Genomic DNA, 19,416 nt, shown 5'->3' on the forward strand with positions numbered 1-19,416 from the left:
TCTGAAAATAAGAGACACAGGAAACGGAGGTAATGGAAATGCCCGCAATATCCATTAAAAATATCAACAAAACCTATATCGATCAGGATGGAAACGAAGTACAGGCACTGCATGACATCAATCTTGATGTGGCAGAAGGTGAATTCGTCTGCATCGTAGGTCCCAGCGGATGCGGTAAGAGTACCCTGTTAGAGATCGTGGCGGGCCTGCTGGATGCTACAAGCGGCGAAGTATTGCTGGATGGACAGCCGGTACACGGTACCAGCAGAGATATTGGCGTGGTATTCCAGGATGCCTCCCTGTTTCCCTGGAGAACCGTACGGAAAAATGTGGCATTCGGACTGGAGATCGCCGGAGTACCCAGGGAAGAGAGAGAAGAACGGTTAAAGCGTTATATCTCCATGGTCAGCCTGAACGGTTTTGAGAACAAATATCCGGCACAGCTGTCCGGCGGTATGCGGCAGAGAGCCGGCATCGCCAGAACCCTTGCCATGAATCCCAAGGTCATCCTCATGGATGAGCCCTTCAGTGCCGTGGATCATCTGACCAAATGCACTCTGCAGGAGGAACTGATCAATATCAGACAGGCAGAGAACAAGACGGTATTGTTCGTCACCCATGATATCAACGAAGCGGTATTTCTGGCAGACAGAGTCGTGCTGTTAAGCCCAAGACCCAGTACGATCCAGAGGATCTACGAGATTCCGCTGGAGCAGAAGAGAGGACGCAGTGATCCTCTGCTGTTAAAGATCGCAGCGGAAATTGCCAAAGATATTAACAGTGGCGGACAGGATATTCCCAACAACTATTGGGGCAACTTATAGGCGGAGAATACAGAGAATAAGGAGGCAGCAGTATGTTTCGTGACACCAGTATGGATTACCTTTCCAGAGATGAAGTACTTGAGATCTGGAATCACAATATGCGTCTGACAGACGAGCAGCTTTTAGCCATGGATGAGACAGAATTCCGGGCAAGAGTGAGAGAACGTTCCCATCATACCCTGGAGATCCAGGTATATGCCACCGCATATCGCCACCAGAAATTAAAACCCAACCAGGCAGATTATACGAAGCATCTGCTGGAACTGTGGGAGAAAAGAGGATTGGGAAAAGATCTGCCGGAATATCGGTATGCCTCTTTCCTGATCGATGCGGCGGAGAAACTGGTAAAGGGGGAAGACGTGGATCTGACACCTTACAAACCTACGCCGGTGACGGAACAGATGGAGAAAGACTTTTTCACGATTGTAAAGGAACGCAGAAGCGTCCGGGAATTCAAGGACAAGGAAGTACCGGATGAACTGATCGATAAGATCCTGGAAGCGGGGCTTTGGGCTGCTCACGGCTGTAATGTACAGTCCATCCGCTATGTGGTGGTACGGGAGAAAAACGAGCCGGGACTGTTCCGCGGCAGTGACGTGCCGGGAGGTCCGGTGCATCTGGTGATCTTACAGGATATGAGATGCTACAGAGCCAACTCCTTTACCCCGGTGAGAAACCAGCTGCTGGATGCCGGAGCTGCCGGACAGAATATCGTTCTGGCAGCCCACGCCGTAGGACTGGAAGGTGTCTGGCTGACTTTCCCCGGAGAAGAATTTTGTGACAGACTGCGGAAGAAATTTAATCTGCCGGATTATATCCGCCTGGTGACCTATGTGGATGTAGGATACGGCGACCAGACCCCTTACCCTCCTCAGAGATGGGACGTAAAGGATACGATTCTCGGAAGATACTAGGAAGAAGGAGAGCGGCGCATGAATATTGTGATCATCGGTGGCAGCCGCGGCATCGGCAAGGCGGCCGCCAGAGAATTGTTACAGGATGGAAATAACGTGCTGATCGTCGGCAGAAATCCGAAGACACTGGAAGAGACAGGGAAAGAACTGGCCAGAGCGGCAACGTATTCCTGTGATGCCGGGAAGGCAGAGAAAACCACTGGACTGGTGGATGCAGTGAAGAACGGTAAAATAGCGGGATTCGGAGATAACGTGGATGGACTGATCCTGTGTGCGGCGGCATTTCCCAATCCGGCCACGAAGACATCCGTAGTACAGCCGGAGCCGGAGGAACTGCAGGCAATGCTTGACAGCAACGTGACGGCATATTACCGTCTGGTGAAGGAATTTCTTCCGCTGCTGGCACCGGGCAGCCGCATCGTACTCATCGGTTCCACTTCGGGAATCCGCAGAGACAGGGGCGGCATCTACGGCATTTCCAAATGGGCGCTCCGTTCCTATGCCTATGCCCTCCGGGAGGAATGCAAGCCTATGGGGATCGGCGTATCCCTCATCAATCCCGGCGGCACCTTTACCGAGACCAGAAAGAAATCCTCCGAAGAGGACAGGTCACTTTTAGAGACCTCTGACCTCGGAAAAGTCATCGCCCTGACCTTCCGTCTGTCCCCACAGGCAGTACTGGAGGAAGTGAATATCCGACCTTTACAGGGAGATACCTATTAGGCAGTCGATGGACTGCCTTTTTTCTTCCCAAGGAAACTCATTGAATGTTAAAAAAAAGTATGGTATGATAAAGGACAGAACTGAAAAAGATACGTTAGTCACGGAGGTTTTTAGATACAATGGAACAGTACAAGCAGGAATTTATTGAATTCATGGTGGATTGTCAGGCGTTGAAGTTTGGCGAGTTTACCTTAAAGAGTGGCAGAAAGTCTCCTTTCTTCATGAACGCAGGTGCGTATGTCACCGGTTCTCAGCTGATGAAGCTGGGCGAGAGCTATGCGAAAGCAATTCACGATACCTACGGTGACGATTTTGATGTATTGTTCGGACCTGCCTATAAGGGCATTCCCATCAGTGTTGTAACCGCAGTGGCTTACAGCAAATTATACGGCAAAGAGGTTCGTTACTGTTCCGACCGCAAGGAAGAGAAAGATCATGGCGCAGATAAGGGAAGCTTCCTGGGAAGCTCCTTAAAAGATGGCGACAGAGTCATCATGATCGAGGATGTTACCACTTCCGGCAAATCTATGGAAGAGACCGTTCCCAAGGTAAGAGGAGCAGCCAATGTAGAAATCGTTGGTCTGATGGTATCCCTGAACCGTATGGAAAAGGGTCTGGGCGGCAAGGTCAGCGCACTGGAAGAGATCAAGGAAAAGTACGGATTTGATGCACATGCCATCGTAACCATGCAGGATGTCATCGATCATCTGTACAACAAGCCTTACAAGGGACAGGTATACATTGATGATACTCTGAAGAAGGCAATCGACGAATATTATGCTGTATACGGTGCTTAAGCAGACGGCTTCGAAAGTTTTGGATAGAAGACAGGAGGATTCCATGGAAGAGAAAATCTATAAGATCATGCGTGGAGCAGGTGCTCTGAATATTGTACTGGGAGTCATTTCCCTGGTAGTCGGAATCGCGGCAGGTGTGTTGCTGATCATCAGTGGCGGCAAGCTGGTCTCCGGCAAATCACGTATTCTGTTCTGATCACAAATGAGAAGGAAAACGTCGTCAGGGCGTGAAAATTGGGCATTTCCATACCGGAAGTGCCCTTTTCGGGTTCCATGGGGGAGTGCAGGTTACTGAAAGGCTTGAAAATAGTATGCGGAAAAAGAACTACATTTTTACGAATAAAAAACATTCCAACAGGGCGATCATGTCGACCATCCTGGGGGGCATCAGTCTGGTGTCCCTGGGGATCGTGACGTATCTGTCCTACAGTCAGGGCGGCGTGATGCACGGTGGATACGGTGTTACCGGTGTGTTGGCCACCATCTATTCCCTGATCGGACTGATCCTGGGAATACTGACCCTTCGGGAAAAAGATATCTATCGTATCTTTCCCGTGCTGGGAACAATATTAAATGTTGTTGCCCTTGGAGGTGTCAGCTTTTTGCTGTATCTGGGAAGCCGTCTGTAACGGATATTCTGGAACAGAAGCATTGGATCACACAGCAGTTATTTAGATAGAAGGAGCAATCAGATCTATGGAAGAAAGAGAATTATTACTGGAACGTCTGGAACTGGCCTTAGACCGGATCCGGGAGATCCCCGGGGAGGACTGGCAGGAAGAAAGCCTGCAGCACTGGAAAGAATATTTTACAGCGGTAGCAAAATTTTTACTGCTGATCGAGGATACCAGACAGTTCCTGGAGCAGGGAAAACAGAACACTGCCACTTTGGAAGAGCTGAAACAGCGTAACCATGCCCTGTATGAAGATATTTTACCGGAAAATTATGAGAACAGCTTTGCTAATCCTGCGGTAGCTGTAAAGTGTCTGGGAGAAGAATTCGGCGCACTGGCCGCCTTCCTTTATACGGAAATGCGGAGCTTGATCGGTTTTACCTATGAGGGAAGACTGGACGAACTGGTGATCCGTATGGAACTGTTTTCTGAGGTATATGCGGCATTTGTATATGAGGAGCAGGAGAATCACAGACTTCCGTCTTATGCGTCCATCCGTGAGATCCTTTACTGGTTCGTCAGCGATTACGCGGATGTGGCGGCGGAAGCACGGGTACGGGAACTGGTATGCCCGGGGAATAATTTTGCGGCAGACATTATCCGAAGGGCGGAACTGACCGATCTGCGTTATCTCTATGCCTATGGAGAATACGTGGGGGAAAATGAACTGGCAATGGCGAAATTCCTGAATTCCCTGCCGGAAGAGACCATAAATACCATGGCAGACACTTATACCGAGGGGTACCGTATCGGTTTTGAAGTGACCGGCAAGGATCTGTCGAAAAAAGCTGCGGTGGATGTCCGTTATCAGTTGGGCTTCGAACGCATGATGCGGAGAGCTCTGGAGAATTTTGACAAAATGGGATTGCAGCCTGTGATCTATCGTGCAGCTGCCAGTATTTTATATAATCCATCCATTTATAAAAACGGCTTCTACAGTGTCAGCCCCAACAGACAGTATGAGTTCGATCACAAGGATGACAAGGCACTGTTCCTGGATAAAATGTATTGCAGCCGGAAACTGGAAGTCATGCATACCGCTTTTGAAAAATATAAGACAGAGGCCAGAAGCTATGCGGGCCCGGCCGTGGTGGAGACCTTCGGTGAGAAAGATTTCGCACCGGTGAACAAGCCGGAAGCGGTGAAAATGACGGATGAGCAGAGCACTCTTATGGTGGAGCACCGCGCCCAGATGGGACAGCTGCAGAGACAGTATATTATTGAGGAAGAGCGCAGCTTTACGATTATTGCGTTCCCCATCCCGGAGGTAGGGGACTGCTTTGAAGAACTTTTCCGGGAGACTATTCGGATCAACACCCTGAATTATAAAAAATATCAGAGGATCCAGCAGACCATCATCGATGCGCTGGATCAGGCAGACCACTGTGAGGTGAAGGGCTGTAACGGTAATCACACGGATATCACAGTGAATCTGTGGAAGCTCAAAGATCCTGCCAAAGAAACTATTTTTGAAAACTGCGTGGCAGACGTGAATATTCCCGTGGGAGAAGTATTTACCTCTCCGGTGCTGGAAGGCACAAACGGTGTGCTGCATGTGACAAAAGTGTTCCTGAACGGCTTGGAATATAAGAATCTGGAGATCACCTTCGAAAACGGCAGGATTAAAAACTACAACTGTGCTAATTTTGCCACGGAGGAAGAGAACAAGGCATTCATTAAGGAAAATATCCTGTTCCGCCATAAGACACTGCCGCTGGGAGAATTTGCCATCGGTACCAACACCACGGCTTATGTGGCAGCAAAGCGTCTGGGCGTGGAAGCCAGGATGCCGATCCTGATCGCGGAGAAGATGGGACCGCATTTTGCAGTGGGCGATACCTGCTATTCCCATGCGGAAGAGGTGAAGGTATACAATCCCGACGGTAAAGAGATCGTGGCCAGAGACAATGAGGTGGCCGCCCTTCGCAGTGTGAATCCTTCCAAGGCTTATTTTAACTGCCATACGGACATTACCATTCCTTACGATGAACTGGCAGAGCTGACCGCAGTGAAAAAGGACGGCGGGCGGATCCCCATTATTGCGAACGGTAGATTTGTCCTTCCCGGAACGGAAGAACTGAATGAGCCGCTGCGGGAGTTGGATTAAAACTATTCAGCAAGCATTTGCAGAAAGCAATTTTGCATGGCTCTGAATAGTTATCATAAGATTTCATAAAACCATTGCATCATTGAAAAGATTTTAGTAAGATAAAATATATATGGATAAAATCGGTGCAACCGATACATGAGGAGGACATTATGGCAAATACAGAGAATTGCCCTAAGGTTGGCATTGTAATGGGTAGTGATTCCGATATGCCTGTGATGGCGAAAGCCGCAGACATTCTGGAAGAACTGGGCATCCCTTATGAGATGACCGTGATCAGCGCTCACAGAGAGCCGGATGTGTTTTTTGAGTATGCAAAAAGTGCGGAGGAAAAAGGCTTCAAGGTGATCATTGCCGGAGCCGGTATGGCAGCGCATCTGCCCGGCATGTGTGCCGCTATTTTCCCTATGCCCGTCATCGGAATCCCGATGCACACCACTTCCCTGGGAGGCAGAGATTCTCTGTATTCCATCGTTCAGATGCCCTCCGGCATCCCGGTTGCCACAGTAGCCATTAACGGCGGCGCCAATGCAGGACTTCTGGCAGCCAAGATCCTGGCTACTTCCGACGCAGAACTTCTCGGAAAGTTAAAAGCATACAGCACCAAATTAAAAGAACAGGTAGAAGCCAAGGATGCAAAATTGCAGGAAATCGGTTACAAAGCTTACCTGGAAGGCATGAAAAAATAAGAAAATAAGACAGAGAATCCGGGACCTCTTAAGAGGCTGCCCCACCAAATAAAACGAAAGAGCCCCTGCGGCGGAAATGAGGAGAAAATGGATTACAAGAAAGCTGGAGTAGACATCGAAGCAGGCTACAAGTCTGTAGAACTGATGAAGAAGTATGTGAAGGAGACCATGCGTCCCGAAGTAATGGGCGGTATCGGTGGTTTCTCCGGAGCATTTTCCTTAAGTGCCATCAAAGATATGGAGGATCCCGTGCTCCTGTCCGGAACCGATGGTGTAGGCACCAAGCTGAAGCTGGCATTTTTAATGGACAAGCATGATACCATCGGTATCGACTGTGTGGCCATGTGTGTAAATGATGTGGCATGTGCAGGTGGCGAACCTTTATTTTTCCTGGATTATATCGCATGTGGACGCAATATTCCCGAGAAGATCGCTACCATCGTAAAGGGCGTGGCAGAGGGCTGTAAGCAGTCTGACGCAGCACTGGTAGGTGGTGAGACCGCAGAGCATCCCGGACTGATGCCTGAGGATGAGTACGATCTGGCTGGATTTGCAGTAGGTGTGGTAGAGCGTAAGGATCTGATCACCGGCGAGAACATCAAGCCCGGTGATGTACTGGTGGGAATCGCTTCCTCCGGTGTACATTCCAACGGTTTCTCCCTGGTGAGAAAGGTATTCGATATGACCAAAGAGAGCCTGGATACCTATTATGACGAACTGGGCAAGACTCTGGGTGAAGCACTGCTTGCTCCCACCAGAATCTATGTGAAGGCTATGAAGTCTGTGAAGAACGCAGGCGTTAAGGTAAAGGGCTGCAGCCATATTACCGGCGGCGGTTTCTATGAGAATATTCCCAGAATGCTTCCTGACGGCATCCGCGCAGTTGTGAAGAAGGACAGCTACGAAGTACCCGCTATTTTCCGTCTGATGCAGAAAAAGGGCAACATTGCTGACGAGATGATGTACAACACCTACAACATGGGGCTTGGCATGGTGCTGGCACTGGATCCCGCAGATGTGGACAAGACTCTGGAAGCACTGAAGGCAGCAGGGGAGACCGCTTACGTGGTAGGTACCTGCGAAGCCGGTGAAAAGGGTGTGACCCTATGTTAAGAGTAGTCGTACTGGTATCCGGTGGCGGAACGAATCTGCAGGCGATCATTGATGCTACCGCAGCGGGCAAGGTCACCAATGCGCAGATCGTCGGTGTCATCAGCAACAACAAGACGGTGAAGAGCCTGGAGAGAGCACGGAATGTCGGGATTCCCGCAGTCTGTGTGTCTCCGAAGGATTATGAGAGCAGAGAAGTGTTTAATGAGGCACTGCTTGCAAAGGTGAAGGAGTTTGCTCCGGACTTAATCGTACTGGCAGGATTCCTGGTGAAGATCCCGGAGGCAATGGTACACGAATACAGCAACCGGATCATCAATATTCATCCGTCTCTGATCCCCTCTTTCTGTGGTGTGGGATACTATGGACTTCATGTGCATGAAAAGGCACTGGAGCGCGGTGTGAAGGTCACCGGAGCCACCGTGCATTTTGTGAATGAAGGCATGGATGAAGGCCCTATCATTGCACAGAAAGCAGTGGCAGTGGAAGATGATGATACCCCGGAAATCTTACAGAGACGTGTCATGGAACAGGCTGAGTGGCTGCTTCTGCCTCAGGCGGTGGATGACATTGCCAACGGACGGATCTGCGTCGTAGACGGCAAAGTAAAGCATAACAAATGAGTAACTATTCAGAGCCAATGGGCGAAGTAATCACCATGAGCAAATAGCATACAAACATGTTATTCAGGAAAGCCTCGCAGAGGCGGTTTTGCGAATGGGGGTGAATAGTTACGGAATAAGGAGAAACATAATATGGGTATGAAAGTATTGATCGTAGGTGGCGGTGGCAGAGAGCATGCCATTGCAACCTGTGTTGCAAAGAGTCCTAAGGTAGATAAGATCTATTGTGCTCCGGGCAATGCCGGAATCGGTCAGATCGCAGAATGTGTTCCCATCGGAGCCATGGAATTTGACAAGATCGTTGCTTTTGCGAAGGAACAGGCCGTTGACCTGACCATCGTAGGTATGGACGATCCTCTGGTAGGCGGACTGGTAGATGCACTGGAGGCAGAGGGCCTGCGTGCTTTCGGACCCCGTAAAAATGCAGCAATCCTGGAGGGCAGCAAGGCTTTTTCCAAGGATCTTATGAAAAAATATAAAATTCCTACCGCAGCCTATGAGAATTTCGATAATGCGGAGGATGCCATCAAATATCTGAAGGAGCAGGCAAGTTTCCCTACCGTGCTGAAGGCAGACGGCCTGGCACTGGGAAAAGGCGTACTGATCTGCAATACGTTGGAGGAAGCTCTGGCAGGTGTGGATGAGATCATGCTGGACAAGAAATTCGGTGCGGCTGGTAATCGTATGGTCATCGAAGAGTTTATGACCGGAAGAGAAGTCAGTGTACTTTCCTTTGTAGATGGCAAGACCATCCGGATCATGACTTCTGCACAGGATCACAAGAGAGCGAAGGATGGCGATCAGGGACTGAATACCGGCGGTATGGGAACCTTTTCTCCCAGCCCGTTCTATACCGAAGAAGTGGATGCATTCTGCAAGAAATATATTTACCAGGCTACGGTGGATGCCATGGCAGCGGAAGGCAGACCTTTCAAAGGCGTTATTTTCTTCGGACTGATGCTGACACCGAACGGCCCCAAAGTACTGGAGTACAATGCAAGATTCGGTGACCCGGAGGCACAGGTGGTACTGCCCCGCATGAAGAACGATATTATCGAGGTCATGGAGGCTTGTGTGGACGGTACTCTGGATCAGATCGATCTGCAGTTTGAAGACAATGCTGCAGTCTGTGTGGTTCTGGCCAGTGATGGCTATCCGGTATCCTATGAGAAGGGTTATGTGATAAACGGATTGGAGAAGTTCAACGGAAAAGACGGCTATTATTGTTTCCATGCGGGAACGAAGCTCACAGACAAGGGAATCGTGACAAACGGCGGACGTGTTCTGGGAGTGACAGCCAAGGGAGCTACCCTGAAGGAGGCCCGTGCCAATGCCTATGCGGCAACGGAATGGATCACCTTCGAGAACAAATACATGCGTCATGACATTGGCAAGGCAATCGATGAAGCGTAAGACATGTCAGGATACAGAAGGAGTTGCAGATGAAAAAGACAGTACAGAGAACAAGTAAATTCAAGGCTTTCTGGGGAATGCTTGCATTGGTGCTTGTGCTGGGAGCAGGACTTTTTGCCGAGAATCTGGCGTTTGTCAGCCATGCGGAAAGCGCAGCCAAGGTAACAGCATCCAGTGCAAAGATCCGTAAGAGTGCGGATTCTTCCAGTGAAGTCATCGGCAGTGCGGCAAAGGATAAGACCATTTCCATCAAGAGCCAGACCAAGGGAGCGGATGGCTATACCTGGTATGAGGTATATGTGGATGCGAATACGCTGGGATATATTCGTTCCGATCTGGTAAGCATTACCGACGGATCTACCCCGCCGTCTTCTTCAACTACGACCACCACGACAACTACAACGACGACTACCGCAGCAACACCGGCTCCGGCAGTGAATGAAACACCGGTGGATGTCACAGCGGTGGAGCCTGTAAGTGCTACCGTGACGGGCGGACAGTCGGTGCGTGTGCGCAGCAATGCATCTACCACGAGCCAGATCGTAACCACAGCAGAGAACGGAATGGCTCTGACCGTCACCGGACAGGCTACCGGTACGGACGGCAATACCTGGTATCAGGTGAATTTCATCGCCAACAATACCGAAGTGACCGGATTTATCCGTTCCGATTATGTGGCGTTATCCGGAGAACTGCAGGCACCTTCCACAGAGCAGCCTGCGGAAGAACAGCCTTCGGAAGAACAGCCCGCCGAAGATACACAGACCACTTCCAAGGACTGGGATACCCAGTTGCAGGGAGATGCATGGTATCTGTTAGATATGGTAGGACAGAAACAATACAAGATCGATGATCTGTTCAGCTCTATTGACCAGATTACTGAGATCAATGCGCAGTTTGAGACCAATCAGAAGAAGATCACCAGTCAGAAGGTCGTGATCATTATTCTTGTCATTCTTCTGGTGGCAGCGGCGGCAGCAGTCACTCTGCTGATCTTCAAGATCAAGGATATGACGGATGCGGCTGATTTCTCTGATGCGGAGGAAGCAGCACTTCGCAGAAGAAGAGTGGACAGACCCCAGACCGGCAGAGGTCAGGGTGGAAGACCGGCACCTCAGGGCGGCAGAACCCAGGGAGGCCAGAAAGTGATGCATGAAGTGGGAGCAGAGAGACGTCCCGCAGGAAAGCCCGCCGGACAGGGCGGCAGACCGGTGCAGGGACAGAGACCGGCAGGCCAGCAGGCAAGACCCGCGACACAGGGAGCCAGACCTACGGCACCCCAGGCCGGAAGACCCGCACCGCAGGGAACCAGACCAGCAGCACCCCAGACCGGAAGACCCGCACCGCAGGGAACCAGACCTGCAGCACCCCAGACCGGAAGACCCGCACCGCAGGGAACCAGACCTGCAGCACCCCAGACCGGAAGACCCGCACCGCAAGTAGACAGACCGGTAAAACCGGCACAGAATAACGGTAATCCGCAGGATCCCGGCTGGAAGTCCAAGAACTTCATGTCCGATGATGACGAGTTCGAATTCGAATTCCTGAACTGGGACGGCGACGAAGAACAATAGGAATAAAAAGACCGGAAACGGCATCTTACGAGAGTGGGATGCCGCTTTCTTTTTAAAATTTTGATAAACTTTCCCGGTCTGCAGTTGACAGCACCGCCCTCACTGTTATAATAGACGTATAACAATCGGTGACAGTGGGAAGGGAGTGATTTTGATGATAATAGAGATAGATTTCAATAGTGATGAAGCGCTCTATATGCAACTGCGCAATCAGATCATCATGGGAATTGCCACGTCACAGTTTCATGAGGGAGATTCCCTGCCGAGTGTACGGCAGCTGGCGGATACCATCGGGATCAATATGCATACTGTAAATAAGGCCTATACGGTTCTGAAGCAGGAGGGCTATGTCAAGGTCGACAGGCGAAAGGGAGCCGTGATCGCTCTGGATGTGGACCGTATGCGTGCGGTGGATGAATTGCGGAAGGAACTGCAGGTAATACTTGCTAAGAGCAGCTGCAAAAATATTTCCAGGCAGGAAGTACATGAATTGATTGATGAAATTTATGAAGAATATGGAGGACTGAATTGATGCAGTCACAGTTTACGGATAAAGCGCAGAATGCGCTTGCCCAGGCCGGCAGATGCGCCAGAGGCCTGAAACAGGGCTATATCGGGACCGAACACATTCTGGTGGGACTCCTGAAGGAAGATACCGGTGTAGCCGCAAAAGTGTTGGCGGATAACGGAGTAGAAGTGGATCAGGTCATGGAAATGATCCGGGATCTGATCGCCTTTGAAAACGGTGTGGCCGTGAAGGACAAAGAGGGATATTCTCCCAGAGCTGCCCGGATTCTGGAAGAGGCACACCGCCAGGCTGCCCGTTTCGGACAGAAGCAGACCGGCACGGAGCATCTGCTTCTTGCACTGATCAAAGAGGGCGAGAATGTTGCCGTGCGTCTGCTGAACACGTTGGGAGCCAATGTGCAGAAGATCTATGTAGATACCCTGATCGCCATCGGACAGGACGGCAATCTGTACAAGGAAGATCTGGGGAAAAAGGGAGACCGCAAGGCGAAGCAGTCTACACTGGAACAATACAGCAGAGACCTGACGGCTCTGGCCAGAGAAGGAAAATTGGATCCTGTGGTAGGCAGAGAAGAAGAGATCCGCAGAGTAGTGCAGATCTTAAGTCGCCGCACGAAGAACAATCCCTGTCTCGTCGGAGAACCCGGTGTAGGTAAGACCGCCGTGGTAGAAGGTCTGGCAGCCCGCATTGTGGCAGGAGACGTACCTTTTACCGTGCAGAATAAGAGAGTACTGACACTGGATTTGTCGGGAATGGTGGCAGGAAGTAAGTACCGTGGCGAGTTCGAGGAACGTATCAAGAAGGTATTGAAGGAAGTGACGGAGGACGGGAATATTATTTTATTCCTGGATGAACTTCATACGATCATTGGTGCCGGAGGTGCGGAAGGCGCCATTGACGCTTCCAATATCATGAAGCCTTCCCTGGCCCGTGGAGAGATCCAGCTGATTGGTGCCACCACCATTGCGGAATATCGCAAGTATATTGAGAAGGATGCGGCTCTGGAGCGCAGATTCCAGCCGGTGACTGTGGAAGAACCTACAGAGGAAGAGGCGGTCCGTATTCTGGAGGGCATCAAAGGAAAATATGAGGATCATCACCATGTGCAGATCACCCCGGAGGCCATTGAGGCTGCTGTCAGATTGTCCAGCCGTTATATCAATGACAGAAATCTGCCGGATAAGGCCATCGATCTGATCGATGAAGCTTCGGCAAGCGCAAGACTGAGTGCATTGGATGCCCCGGATAAAGCGAAGGAGATCGCTGACCGTATCCACGAGATGGATCAGGAGATGGAGAGAGCTATCCGCATGGAAGCATTTGACCAGATGGCAGAGATCAAGAAGCAGCAGGATGCGCTGGTGAAAAAATATGACCGCCTGATGAAAAAGCGGGAGAAACAGGAAGCGGGCAATGTTATCAGTATCGGTGAGAATGAAATCGCCGAGGTCGTTGCCCAGTGGACCAAGATCCCCGTACAGAAGCTGGCGGAAAAAGAGAGCGAACGACTGTTAAAACTGGAGAAGACGCTGCATAAGCGTGTCATCGGCCAGGAGGAAGCAGTGACCGCAGTGGCCAGGGCCATGCGCAGAGGCCGTGTGGGTCTGAAGGATCCCAACCGTCCCATCGGCTCCTTCCTGTTCTTAGGTCCTACCGGTGTTGGTAAGACGGAACTGTCCAAGGCATTGGCAGAAGCCATGTTCGGCTCTGAAGATGCCATGATCCGTGTTGATATGTCCGAATACATGGAAGGCCATTCGGTCTCCAAGATGATCGGATCACCGCCCGGATATGTAGGCTTTGAAGATGGCGGACAGCTGAGCGAGAAGGTTCGCCGTAATCCCTACTCTGTTGTTCTGTTTGACGAGATCGAGAAAGCACATCCGGATGTATTTAATGTACTTTTGCAGGTACTGGATGACGGTCATATCACGGACTCCAAGGGACGCAAGGTCAGCTTCAAGAACACTGTGCTGATCATGACTTCCAATGCGGGTGCACAGCGTATCGTGGATCCCAAGAATCTGGGCTTTGCCACAGAGAAGAGCGAGACAAAGGATTACGAGAAGATGAAATCCAATGTCATGGAAGAAGTAAAGCGCAGCTTCAAGCCGGAATTTATCAACCGTATTGATGATATTATCGTGTTCCACCAGCTGAACAATGAGAACATGAAGGAGATCGTGAATCTTCTGGCATCCAATCTGTACAAGAGATGTGAGGATCAGCTGGGGATCCATCTGACCATCACAGCAGCGCTGAAGGAGCATCTGGTATCCAAATATGCGGATAACAAGATGGGAGCAAGACCCTTGAAGCGTGCGATCCAGTCCGTGGTAGAGGATGCTCTGGCAGAGGAGATCCTGCAGAAAAAGGTGGTACCGGGAGATAAGGTATCCGCCGGATTCAAGGATGGAAAAGTTGTATTTACCGTGAAAAATAAATAATTTTTTTGTAGAAAAACAGGGTGAGATATATTATACTGTAACTATTCAAACCCCATTCGCAAAGAACGAAAGAGAAAGATGTATTGCGGATGCAGTTACTTTCAGGAGGACAGACAGATGGCAGTAGTGGAAGAAATACTTCGCAGTGAAGCAGACGGATCTATCAGCTTTGGTAATCACAAGCTGGCCAAGAAGGCAAAAGTGGAAGATTATGAGCATGCAGGAGATCTGCTGAAGGTTAAGACCTACAATGAGATGACAAAGCTGGAAAAGAACGGCATGTTTTTATATGAATCTGTTCCCGGAACCAGTGTACTGGAGTTCAAGGAAGCTGACAACAGTGTGGAGTTCATCGTAGAAGGTGACGAGGATTCCCAGATCACCGTAGGACTGAAGGACGATACCGAGTACGAAGTATTTATCGACGGTAAGAACGTAGGAACCATGAAAACCGGACTTGGCGGCAAACTGAGCCTGAGCGTAGAACTGGAAGCAGCAGGTGAAGTACCTGTTAAGATCGTAGAGGCGTAAGGACGCACTGCAAAGGAGTCCAGGCACGGAGGATATTGTAGTACTTCGTGACTGGGCTTTTTTTAAATATTCAGAGTTTCCGGAGGCGGTTTTGCGGGGGCTGAATAGGTATTACAACGATTGAGGAGAGAGCATGGCAAAAGGAAAGACGGCCACTGTATTTTTCTGTCAGAACTGTGGCTATGAATCCACGAAATGGCTGGGACAATGTCCCGGTTGCAGAGAGTGGAATACTTTCGTGGAAGAGACGATAGATAAAACGGAATTGAAAAATACCGGAAACGGTGCAAAGAGAGACAGGAGAGAGGCTTCGGAGCCCTGTGTGCTGTCGGAGATCACTATCCGGGAGGAAAATAAGACTCTCACCGGAATTAAGGAACTGGACCGGGTGCTGGGAGGCGGCATTGTGCAGGGATCTCTGACGCTGGTAGGCGGAGACCCCGGTATCGGTAAATCCACACTGTTATTGCAGGTCTGCCATAACTTATCCACGGCGGGACATAAAGTATTGTATATTTCCGGTGAGGAATCCAAGGTACAGATCAAGATGCGGGCGGACCGTCTGGGGGCTTTTTCGGAGCATATGCTGCTACTGTGTGAGACGAATCTGGATATCATCAGTGAAGTGATCCGCAAGAGCAAGCCGGAGGTCGTGATCATCGACTCCATACAGACCATGTACAACGAGAACGTGTCGGCGGCGCCGGGAAGCGTGTCTCAGGTGCGGGAATCCACCGGTATTTTGCTGCAGCTGGCAAAGGGACTGGGAATCTCAATCTTCATTGTAGGCCATGTGACCAAGGAAGGTACGGTGGCAGGTCCCAGAGTGCTGGAACATATGGTGGATACCGTTCTTTATTTTGAAGGGGACAGACATGCGTCCTACCGTATTCTGCGGGGGGTGAAGAACCGTTTTGGATCTACGAACGAGATCGGTGTTTTCGAGATGCGGGAAACGGGACTGGCAGAGGTCAAGAATCCTTCGGAATATATGCTGAACGGACGGCCGGAGAATGCCAGCGGCTCTGTGGTGGCGTGTACCATGGAGGGCACCAGACCGCTTCTGATCGAATTGCAGGCACTGGTGTGCCACAGTAATTTCGGCATCCCCAGAAGACAGACCACCGGTACGGATTTCAACCGTGTGAACCTGCTGATGGCGGTATTGGAGAAGAGATCGGGAGTGCAGCTGTCCTCCTGCGATGCCTACGTGAATATTACGGGAGGTATCAAGATCCAGGAGCCGGCCATTGATCTGGGAATCGTGCTGGCGATTCTGTCCAGCTTCCGGAATAAGGCATTGAATCCGAAAATGGTAGCTTTCGGAGAAGTGGGATTAAGCGGCGAAGTCCGCGCGGTCAGCATGGCAAAACAGCGTGTGGCGGAGGCGGAGAAACTGGGCTTCGAGGAATGCGTGGTGCCCTACGTGTCACTGGAAGAGTGCAAAAAAGGAAGCAAAATCCGTGTCATCGGCGTCAGCTCCGTGCAGGATGCCATGGACCGATTGTTCTAAAGAAGCTTTTTAGCATTTCATTATGAGGAGGACAAAGATATGGCCGTAAGAATAGGAATTGATATCGGCAGCAGTACCACCAAGATCGTAGCTTTTGAAGGAGAACATATGCTTCCGCCCATGGCAGTCAAGGCAGACAGCCAGGTGGCATCCCTCTACGGTGCTTTCGGAAGATATCTGTATGAGAATAATCTGCAGCTTTTAGATGTGGAAGGTGTCTATATCACCGGCGTGGGAAGCAAATATGTGGAGAAAGCGGTATACGACCGTCCGACCTATAAGGTAGATGAATTCGTTGCCACAGGAACCGGAGGCTATTATCTGACGGATAAAAAGGAAGTTATCGTTATCAGTATGGGAACCGGAAGCTTTTTCGTCAAGGTGACGGAGAATGAGATGAAGCATTTAGGTGGTGTCGGCCTCGGTGGCGGAACCATCTGCGGACTGTCCTCGATCATACTGAATACCGGGGACATCCATGAGATCGTCCCTCTGTCCCGGAAAGGTGACGTGGCAAAGATCGACCTGCGGATCGGCGATCTGGCCAAGGAAAAGCTCCCCGGCCTGAACCTGGACGTGACTGCGTCCAACTTCGGCAAAGCGGATGCCCAGTCCAAGCCCGAAGACATCGCGGCTGGTATCGTCCATATGGTCATCGAGAACATCTGCCAGGCCGGAATCCTGGCCTCCCGGAACACCGGCATCAAGGATTATATCCTCATCGGCGGCCTGACCAAATTCTTCGAATGCCGCCAGATCATAGAGGACTTCAAGAGCCTGTGGGATGTAAAGATTACTATTCCGGAGTATTCTGATTATGCTACCGCTATTGGGGCGGTGATTGCGCCGGATGCGGAGAAAGAGGAGATTTGAGAAATAAAAAAGTAAGAGGGATTGATTTCTCAATCCCTCTTGGTGTATAATCTATTTAGAAAGTAAGTCGGAGGTGAAAATTCCGATTTGCCCTCAGTAAAATACTAGAAAAGAAATAGCATCTACTTTGGCGAGGGGATGCTATTTCTTTTTGTTATTATCGTCACCATGTCTGTCAATGTATGATAAAGCTGCAAAGACAACTAACAACAGAGTAAGTACTTCCATCGTATTCATGGGCATCACCCTCCTTTGTAAGACTAGAGGGCATCTAACAATCGGAAAATCGCATCCGCTTTCTGTTCGATTACACAAATACAGTATAACATAAATCGAACGTATGTTCAATATCATGATGAAAAACATTCCTGTTAATTCACATTAAAATAACACCCCATCATGGCGTGATTCTTCAGATCGCGCCATGGTGAGGTAAAAAGTGTTACCAAAACAGAAAATAAAAAAAGCCGATAACATCGACTTTTTAAAGCAGGGGAAGAGGGGATCGAACCCCCGTTAACGGTTTTGGAGACCGCCGCACTACCGCTGTACTATTCCCCTATGAAATTGTATCAGCTGAATCACTGACGAAAGCTATTATAGCATAGATGTTTATCATTTAGCAAGTGAAAATTTTAAATTTTTGCAAAAACTTTTGCAATTCCGAGGAAAATCACAAAAAATACCTTATAACACAATTAAAGCAGCCGCAGGCGGGAAACCTGCAGCCACTTTAATTGTGTAAAAGGGGAATTCTTCCGGAAATCTACTTATATAAGCGGTTCGGCTCTCGCCGAACATCTTAAGTATATTACACATTTCGGCTTTTGTCTACTATTTTTTTGCATAAATTTTACAAAAAAAGACTGTGTTATGACAAAAACGGTGAAAGGAAATGTATATAATCAGATACATAGGGGGAAAAGCTTGCTTCCCGACGCAGATTTCGTGTAATATAGGTAGTAAATGAGTATGAGAAAGTACGGCAGATAAGGGCTGTACGGAAATGAGGGAAAATATGGAACAGCATTTTAATACCCCGGCAGAAGTCATTGATAATAACATGAAGGCCGGAGAGGGCAAGGCACATCTTCCTCTGGGCAAGATGATCCTGTTAGGCATTATGGCAGGTGCTTTCATTGCACTGGGCGGAGCTACCAGCAGTACTGCGGCGCATGCTATTGACAACGTAGGTCTGGCCCGATTCGTAGCCGGTATCATCTTCCCTGTGGGACTGATGATCATTGTATTTGTAGGTGGAGAACTTTTCACCGGCAACTGCCTGATCGTCATGGACGTGGTAGGCAAAAAGGTGACCTGGTTCGAATGTATCCGCAATCTGATCGTGGTATATTTCAGTAACCTGATCGGCGCGCTGATCATTGATACCCTGATCTACTTTTCCGGAAATCTGGACTACACCGGCGGATTGCTGGGGGCTTATGCCATCAAAGTGGCAGTCGGCAAGGTAGGCATTTCTCCGCTGAAAGGAATTACCTCCGGTATCCTGTGTAACATTCTGGTATGTATTGCGATCCTGATGGCAGCGGCAGCTACGGATATCGTCGGTAAGATCTGGGCGATCTTCTTCCCGATCATGGCCTTCGTAGTCGGCGGTTTCGAGCACTGTGTTGCAAATATGTTCTACATTCCTGTAGGCATGATGGCTGCACAGAATCCCGCGTATGTTGCAAAGGCACAGGAAGCATACGGCCTGACCGCAGAGCAGATCCAGGGACTGACAGTACTGCACAGCCTGAACAACTTTATTCCCGTTACCATCGGCAATATCTTAGGCGGAATGGTATTCGTAGGAATCCCCTGCTACTTTATTTATAAGAAGAAGTGGCAGAAATGGCATGAGGAATCCAAGAACGCATAGGACGGGAAAGTAAATACAGAGCGGAACAGAAGCAGCTTGGGATAATGATAAGATCCCCGGCTGCTTTTTGCTTATACGATGTAACCGGTATAGCTTTATGTCTGCACAGGAGTTTGCAAGGGATGAACCGGATATGGATTTTCAGAATTATAAACGAAATATTAAATCGCATTTTTACACATGTAATATAAAA

The 19,416-nt window shown here is 49.7% G+C and carries 18 protein-coding genes and 1 tRNA gene; 18 read left to right on the plus strand and 1 reads right to left on the minus strand.

What is annotated here, in order from left to right; genetic code table 11:
* Nucleotides 1-38 precede the first annotated feature (38 nt).
* From DW835_RS08900 to coaW, 17 genes are all read left to right on the plus strand, one after another.
* On the plus strand, nucleotides 39-824 hold the full coding sequence (locus DW835_RS08900; RefSeq protein ID WP_118731009.1) for an ABC transporter ATP-binding protein: 786 nt from the start codon (nucleotides 39-41) through the stop codon (nucleotides 822-824).
* A gap of 32 nt (nucleotides 825-856) precedes the next feature.
* Nucleotides 857-1,738 carry a nitroreductase family protein gene (locus tag DW835_RS08905; RefSeq protein ID WP_118731001.1) on the plus strand — a complete coding sequence of 294 codons (882 nt, stop codon included), beginning with the start codon at nucleotides 857-859 and terminating at the stop codon, nucleotides 1,736-1,738.
* 18 nt (nucleotides 1,739-1,756) lie between these two features.
* Complete coding sequence (locus DW835_RS08910; RefSeq protein WP_118669316.1) at nucleotides 1,757-2,461, plus strand: SDR family oxidoreductase; 705 nt, start codon at nucleotides 1,757-1,759, stop codon at nucleotides 2,459-2,461.
* A gap of 119 nt (nucleotides 2,462-2,580) precedes the next feature.
* Nucleotides 2,581-3,258 (plus strand): orotate phosphoribosyltransferase, encoded by a 678-nt coding sequence (gene pyrE / locus DW835_RS08915; protein ID WP_022312846.1) that lies wholly within the window; start codon nucleotides 2,581-2,583, stop codon nucleotides 3,256-3,258.
* A gap of 43 nt (nucleotides 3,259-3,301) precedes the next feature.
* On the plus strand, nucleotides 3,302-3,454 hold the full coding sequence (locus tag DW835_RS17980) for a hypothetical protein (RefSeq protein ID WP_172594711.1): 153 nt from the start codon (nucleotides 3,302-3,304) through the stop codon (nucleotides 3,452-3,454).
* Nucleotides 3,455-3,569: 115 nt separating this feature from the next.
* Nucleotides 3,570-3,887: a DUF6142 family protein gene (locus tag DW835_RS08925; protein WP_117465892.1), complete on the plus strand. Its 318-nt coding sequence runs from the start codon at nucleotides 3,570-3,572 to the stop codon at nucleotides 3,885-3,887.
* Nucleotides 3,888-3,954: 67 nt separating this feature from the next.
* Nucleotides 3,955-6,039, plus strand: coding sequence for an aminopeptidase (locus DW835_RS08930; protein WP_118669317.1), 2,085 nt, complete (start codon nucleotides 3,955-3,957; stop codon nucleotides 6,037-6,039).
* Nucleotides 6,040-6,191: 152 nt separating this feature from the next.
* Nucleotides 6,192-6,728, plus strand: coding sequence for a 5-(carboxyamino)imidazole ribonucleotide mutase (gene purE, locus DW835_RS08935; protein WP_022153778.1), 537 nt, complete (start codon nucleotides 6,192-6,194; stop codon nucleotides 6,726-6,728).
* A gap of 87 nt (nucleotides 6,729-6,815) precedes the next feature.
* Nucleotides 6,816-7,841, plus strand: a complete 1,026-nt coding sequence (purM, locus tag DW835_RS08940; protein ID WP_118503527.1) for a phosphoribosylformylglycinamidine cyclo-ligase — start codon at nucleotides 6,816-6,818, stop codon at nucleotides 7,839-7,841.
* Entirely contained in the window at nucleotides 7,835-8,461 is a 627-nt protein-coding gene (gene purN, locus DW835_RS08945; protein WP_118669318.1) for a phosphoribosylglycinamide formyltransferase, read from the plus strand. The genes purM and purN overlap by 7 nt, the downstream gene beginning before the upstream one ends.
* A 138-nt stretch (nucleotides 8,462-8,599) precedes the next feature.
* A complete protein-coding gene (gene purD / locus DW835_RS08950) occupies nucleotides 8,600-9,874 on the plus strand; it encodes a phosphoribosylamine--glycine ligase (RefSeq protein ID WP_118669333.1) in 1,275 nt (424 codons plus the stop codon).
* 29 nt (nucleotides 9,875-9,903) lie between these two features.
* Nucleotides 9,904-11,448: an SH3 domain-containing protein gene (locus DW835_RS08955; RefSeq protein WP_118669319.1), complete on the plus strand. Its 1,545-nt coding sequence runs from the start codon at nucleotides 9,904-9,906 to the stop codon at nucleotides 11,446-11,448.
* A 154-nt stretch (nucleotides 11,449-11,602) separates the two neighbouring features.
* A complete protein-coding gene (locus DW835_RS08960) occupies nucleotides 11,603-11,980 on the plus strand; it encodes a GntR family transcriptional regulator (protein WP_022153773.1) in 378 nt (125 codons plus the stop codon).
* The gene (locus tag DW835_RS08965) at nucleotides 11,980-14,424 is read left to right on the plus strand and encodes an ATP-dependent Clp protease ATP-binding subunit (protein ID WP_118669320.1); all 2,445 of its coding nucleotides are present in this window, start codon (nucleotides 11,980-11,982) and stop codon (nucleotides 14,422-14,424) included. Before DW835_RS08960 ends, DW835_RS08965 begins: the two co-directional genes overlap by 1 nt.
* A gap of 117 nt (nucleotides 14,425-14,541) precedes the next feature.
* Nucleotides 14,542-14,955 carry a hypothetical protein gene (locus tag DW835_RS08970; protein ID WP_022313542.1) on the plus strand — a complete coding sequence of 138 codons (414 nt, stop codon included), beginning with the start codon at nucleotides 14,542-14,544 and terminating at the stop codon, nucleotides 14,953-14,955.
* A gap of 133 nt (nucleotides 14,956-15,088) precedes the next feature.
* A complete protein-coding gene (gene radA / locus DW835_RS08975) occupies nucleotides 15,089-16,468 on the plus strand; it encodes a DNA repair protein RadA (RefSeq protein WP_118669321.1) in 1,380 nt (459 codons plus the stop codon).
* 39 nt (nucleotides 16,469-16,507) lie between these two features.
* Nucleotides 16,508-17,341, plus strand: coding sequence for a type II pantothenate kinase (gene coaW / locus DW835_RS08980; RefSeq protein WP_118503521.1), 834 nt, complete (start codon nucleotides 16,508-16,510; stop codon nucleotides 17,339-17,341).
* Between the two features lie 490 nt (nucleotides 17,342-17,831).
* On the opposite strand, the gene DW835_RS08985 is transcribed toward coaW, so the two are convergent.
* Nucleotides 17,832-17,902: transfer RNA gene (locus DW835_RS08985), tRNA-Trp, on the minus strand.
* Nucleotides 17,903-18,347: 445 nt separating this feature from the next.
* On the opposite strand from DW835_RS08985, the gene DW835_RS08990 reads away from it, so the two are divergent.
* Nucleotides 18,348-19,223 (plus strand): formate/nitrite transporter family protein, encoded by an 876-nt coding sequence (locus tag DW835_RS08990; protein WP_347559367.1) that lies wholly within the window; start codon nucleotides 18,348-18,350, stop codon nucleotides 19,221-19,223.
* Nucleotides 19,224-19,416: the final 193 nt, after the last annotated feature.

Origin of the sequence: Clostridium sp. AM34-9AC, from assembly GCF_003480225.1 — a bacterium.
GTDB lineage: Bacteria > Bacillota > Clostridia > Lachnospirales > Lachnospiraceae > Acetatifactor > Acetatifactor acetigignens.

Bases quoted from the DNA above. Each gene is read 5' to 3' on its own strand.
- DW835_RS08900 (WP_118731009.1), top strand. From the start codon at position 39: ATGCCCGCAATATCCATTAAAAATATCAACAAAACCTATATCGATCAG.
- DW835_RS08905 (WP_118731001.1), top strand. From the start codon at position 857: ATGTTTCGTGACACCAGTATGGATTACCTTTCCAGAGATGAAGTACTT.
- DW835_RS08910 (WP_118669316.1), top strand. From the start codon at position 1,757: ATGAATATTGTGATCATCGGTGGCAGCCGCGGCATCGGCAAGGCGGCC.
- pyrE (WP_022312846.1), top strand. From the start codon at position 2,581: ATGGAACAGTACAAGCAGGAATTTATTGAATTCATGGTGGATTGTCAG.
- DW835_RS17980 (WP_172594711.1), top strand. From the start codon at position 3,302: ATGGAAGAGAAAATCTATAAGATCATGCGTGGAGCAGGTGCTCTGAAT.
- DW835_RS08925 (WP_117465892.1), top strand. From the start codon at position 3,570: ATGCGGAAAAAGAACTACATTTTTACGAATAAAAAACATTCCAACAGG.
- DW835_RS08930 (WP_118669317.1), top strand. From the start codon at position 3,955: ATGGAAGAAAGAGAATTATTACTGGAACGTCTGGAACTGGCCTTAGAC.
- purE (WP_022153778.1), top strand. From the start codon at position 6,192: ATGGCAAATACAGAGAATTGCCCTAAGGTTGGCATTGTAATGGGTAGT.
- purM (WP_118503527.1), top strand. From the start codon at position 6,816: ATGGATTACAAGAAAGCTGGAGTAGACATCGAAGCAGGCTACAAGTCT.
- purN (WP_118669318.1), top strand. From the start codon at position 7,835: ATGTTAAGAGTAGTCGTACTGGTATCCGGTGGCGGAACGAATCTGCAG.
- purD (WP_118669333.1), top strand. From the start codon at position 8,600: ATGAAAGTATTGATCGTAGGTGGCGGTGGCAGAGAGCATGCCATTGCA.
- DW835_RS08955 (WP_118669319.1), top strand. From the start codon at position 9,904: ATGAAAAAGACAGTACAGAGAACAAGTAAATTCAAGGCTTTCTGGGGA.
- DW835_RS08960 (WP_022153773.1), top strand. From the start codon at position 11,603: ATGATAATAGAGATAGATTTCAATAGTGATGAAGCGCTCTATATGCAA.
- DW835_RS08965 (WP_118669320.1), top strand. From the start codon at position 11,980: ATGCAGTCACAGTTTACGGATAAAGCGCAGAATGCGCTTGCCCAGGCC.
- DW835_RS08970 (WP_022313542.1), top strand. From the start codon at position 14,542: ATGGCAGTAGTGGAAGAAATACTTCGCAGTGAAGCAGACGGATCTATC.
- radA (WP_118669321.1), top strand. From the start codon at position 15,089: ATGGCAAAAGGAAAGACGGCCACTGTATTTTTCTGTCAGAACTGTGGC.
- coaW (WP_118503521.1), top strand. From the start codon at position 16,508: ATGGCCGTAAGAATAGGAATTGATATCGGCAGCAGTACCACCAAGATC.
- DW835_RS08990 (WP_347559367.1), top strand. From the start codon at position 18,348: ATGAGGGAAAATATGGAACAGCATTTTAATACCCCGGCAGAAGTCATT.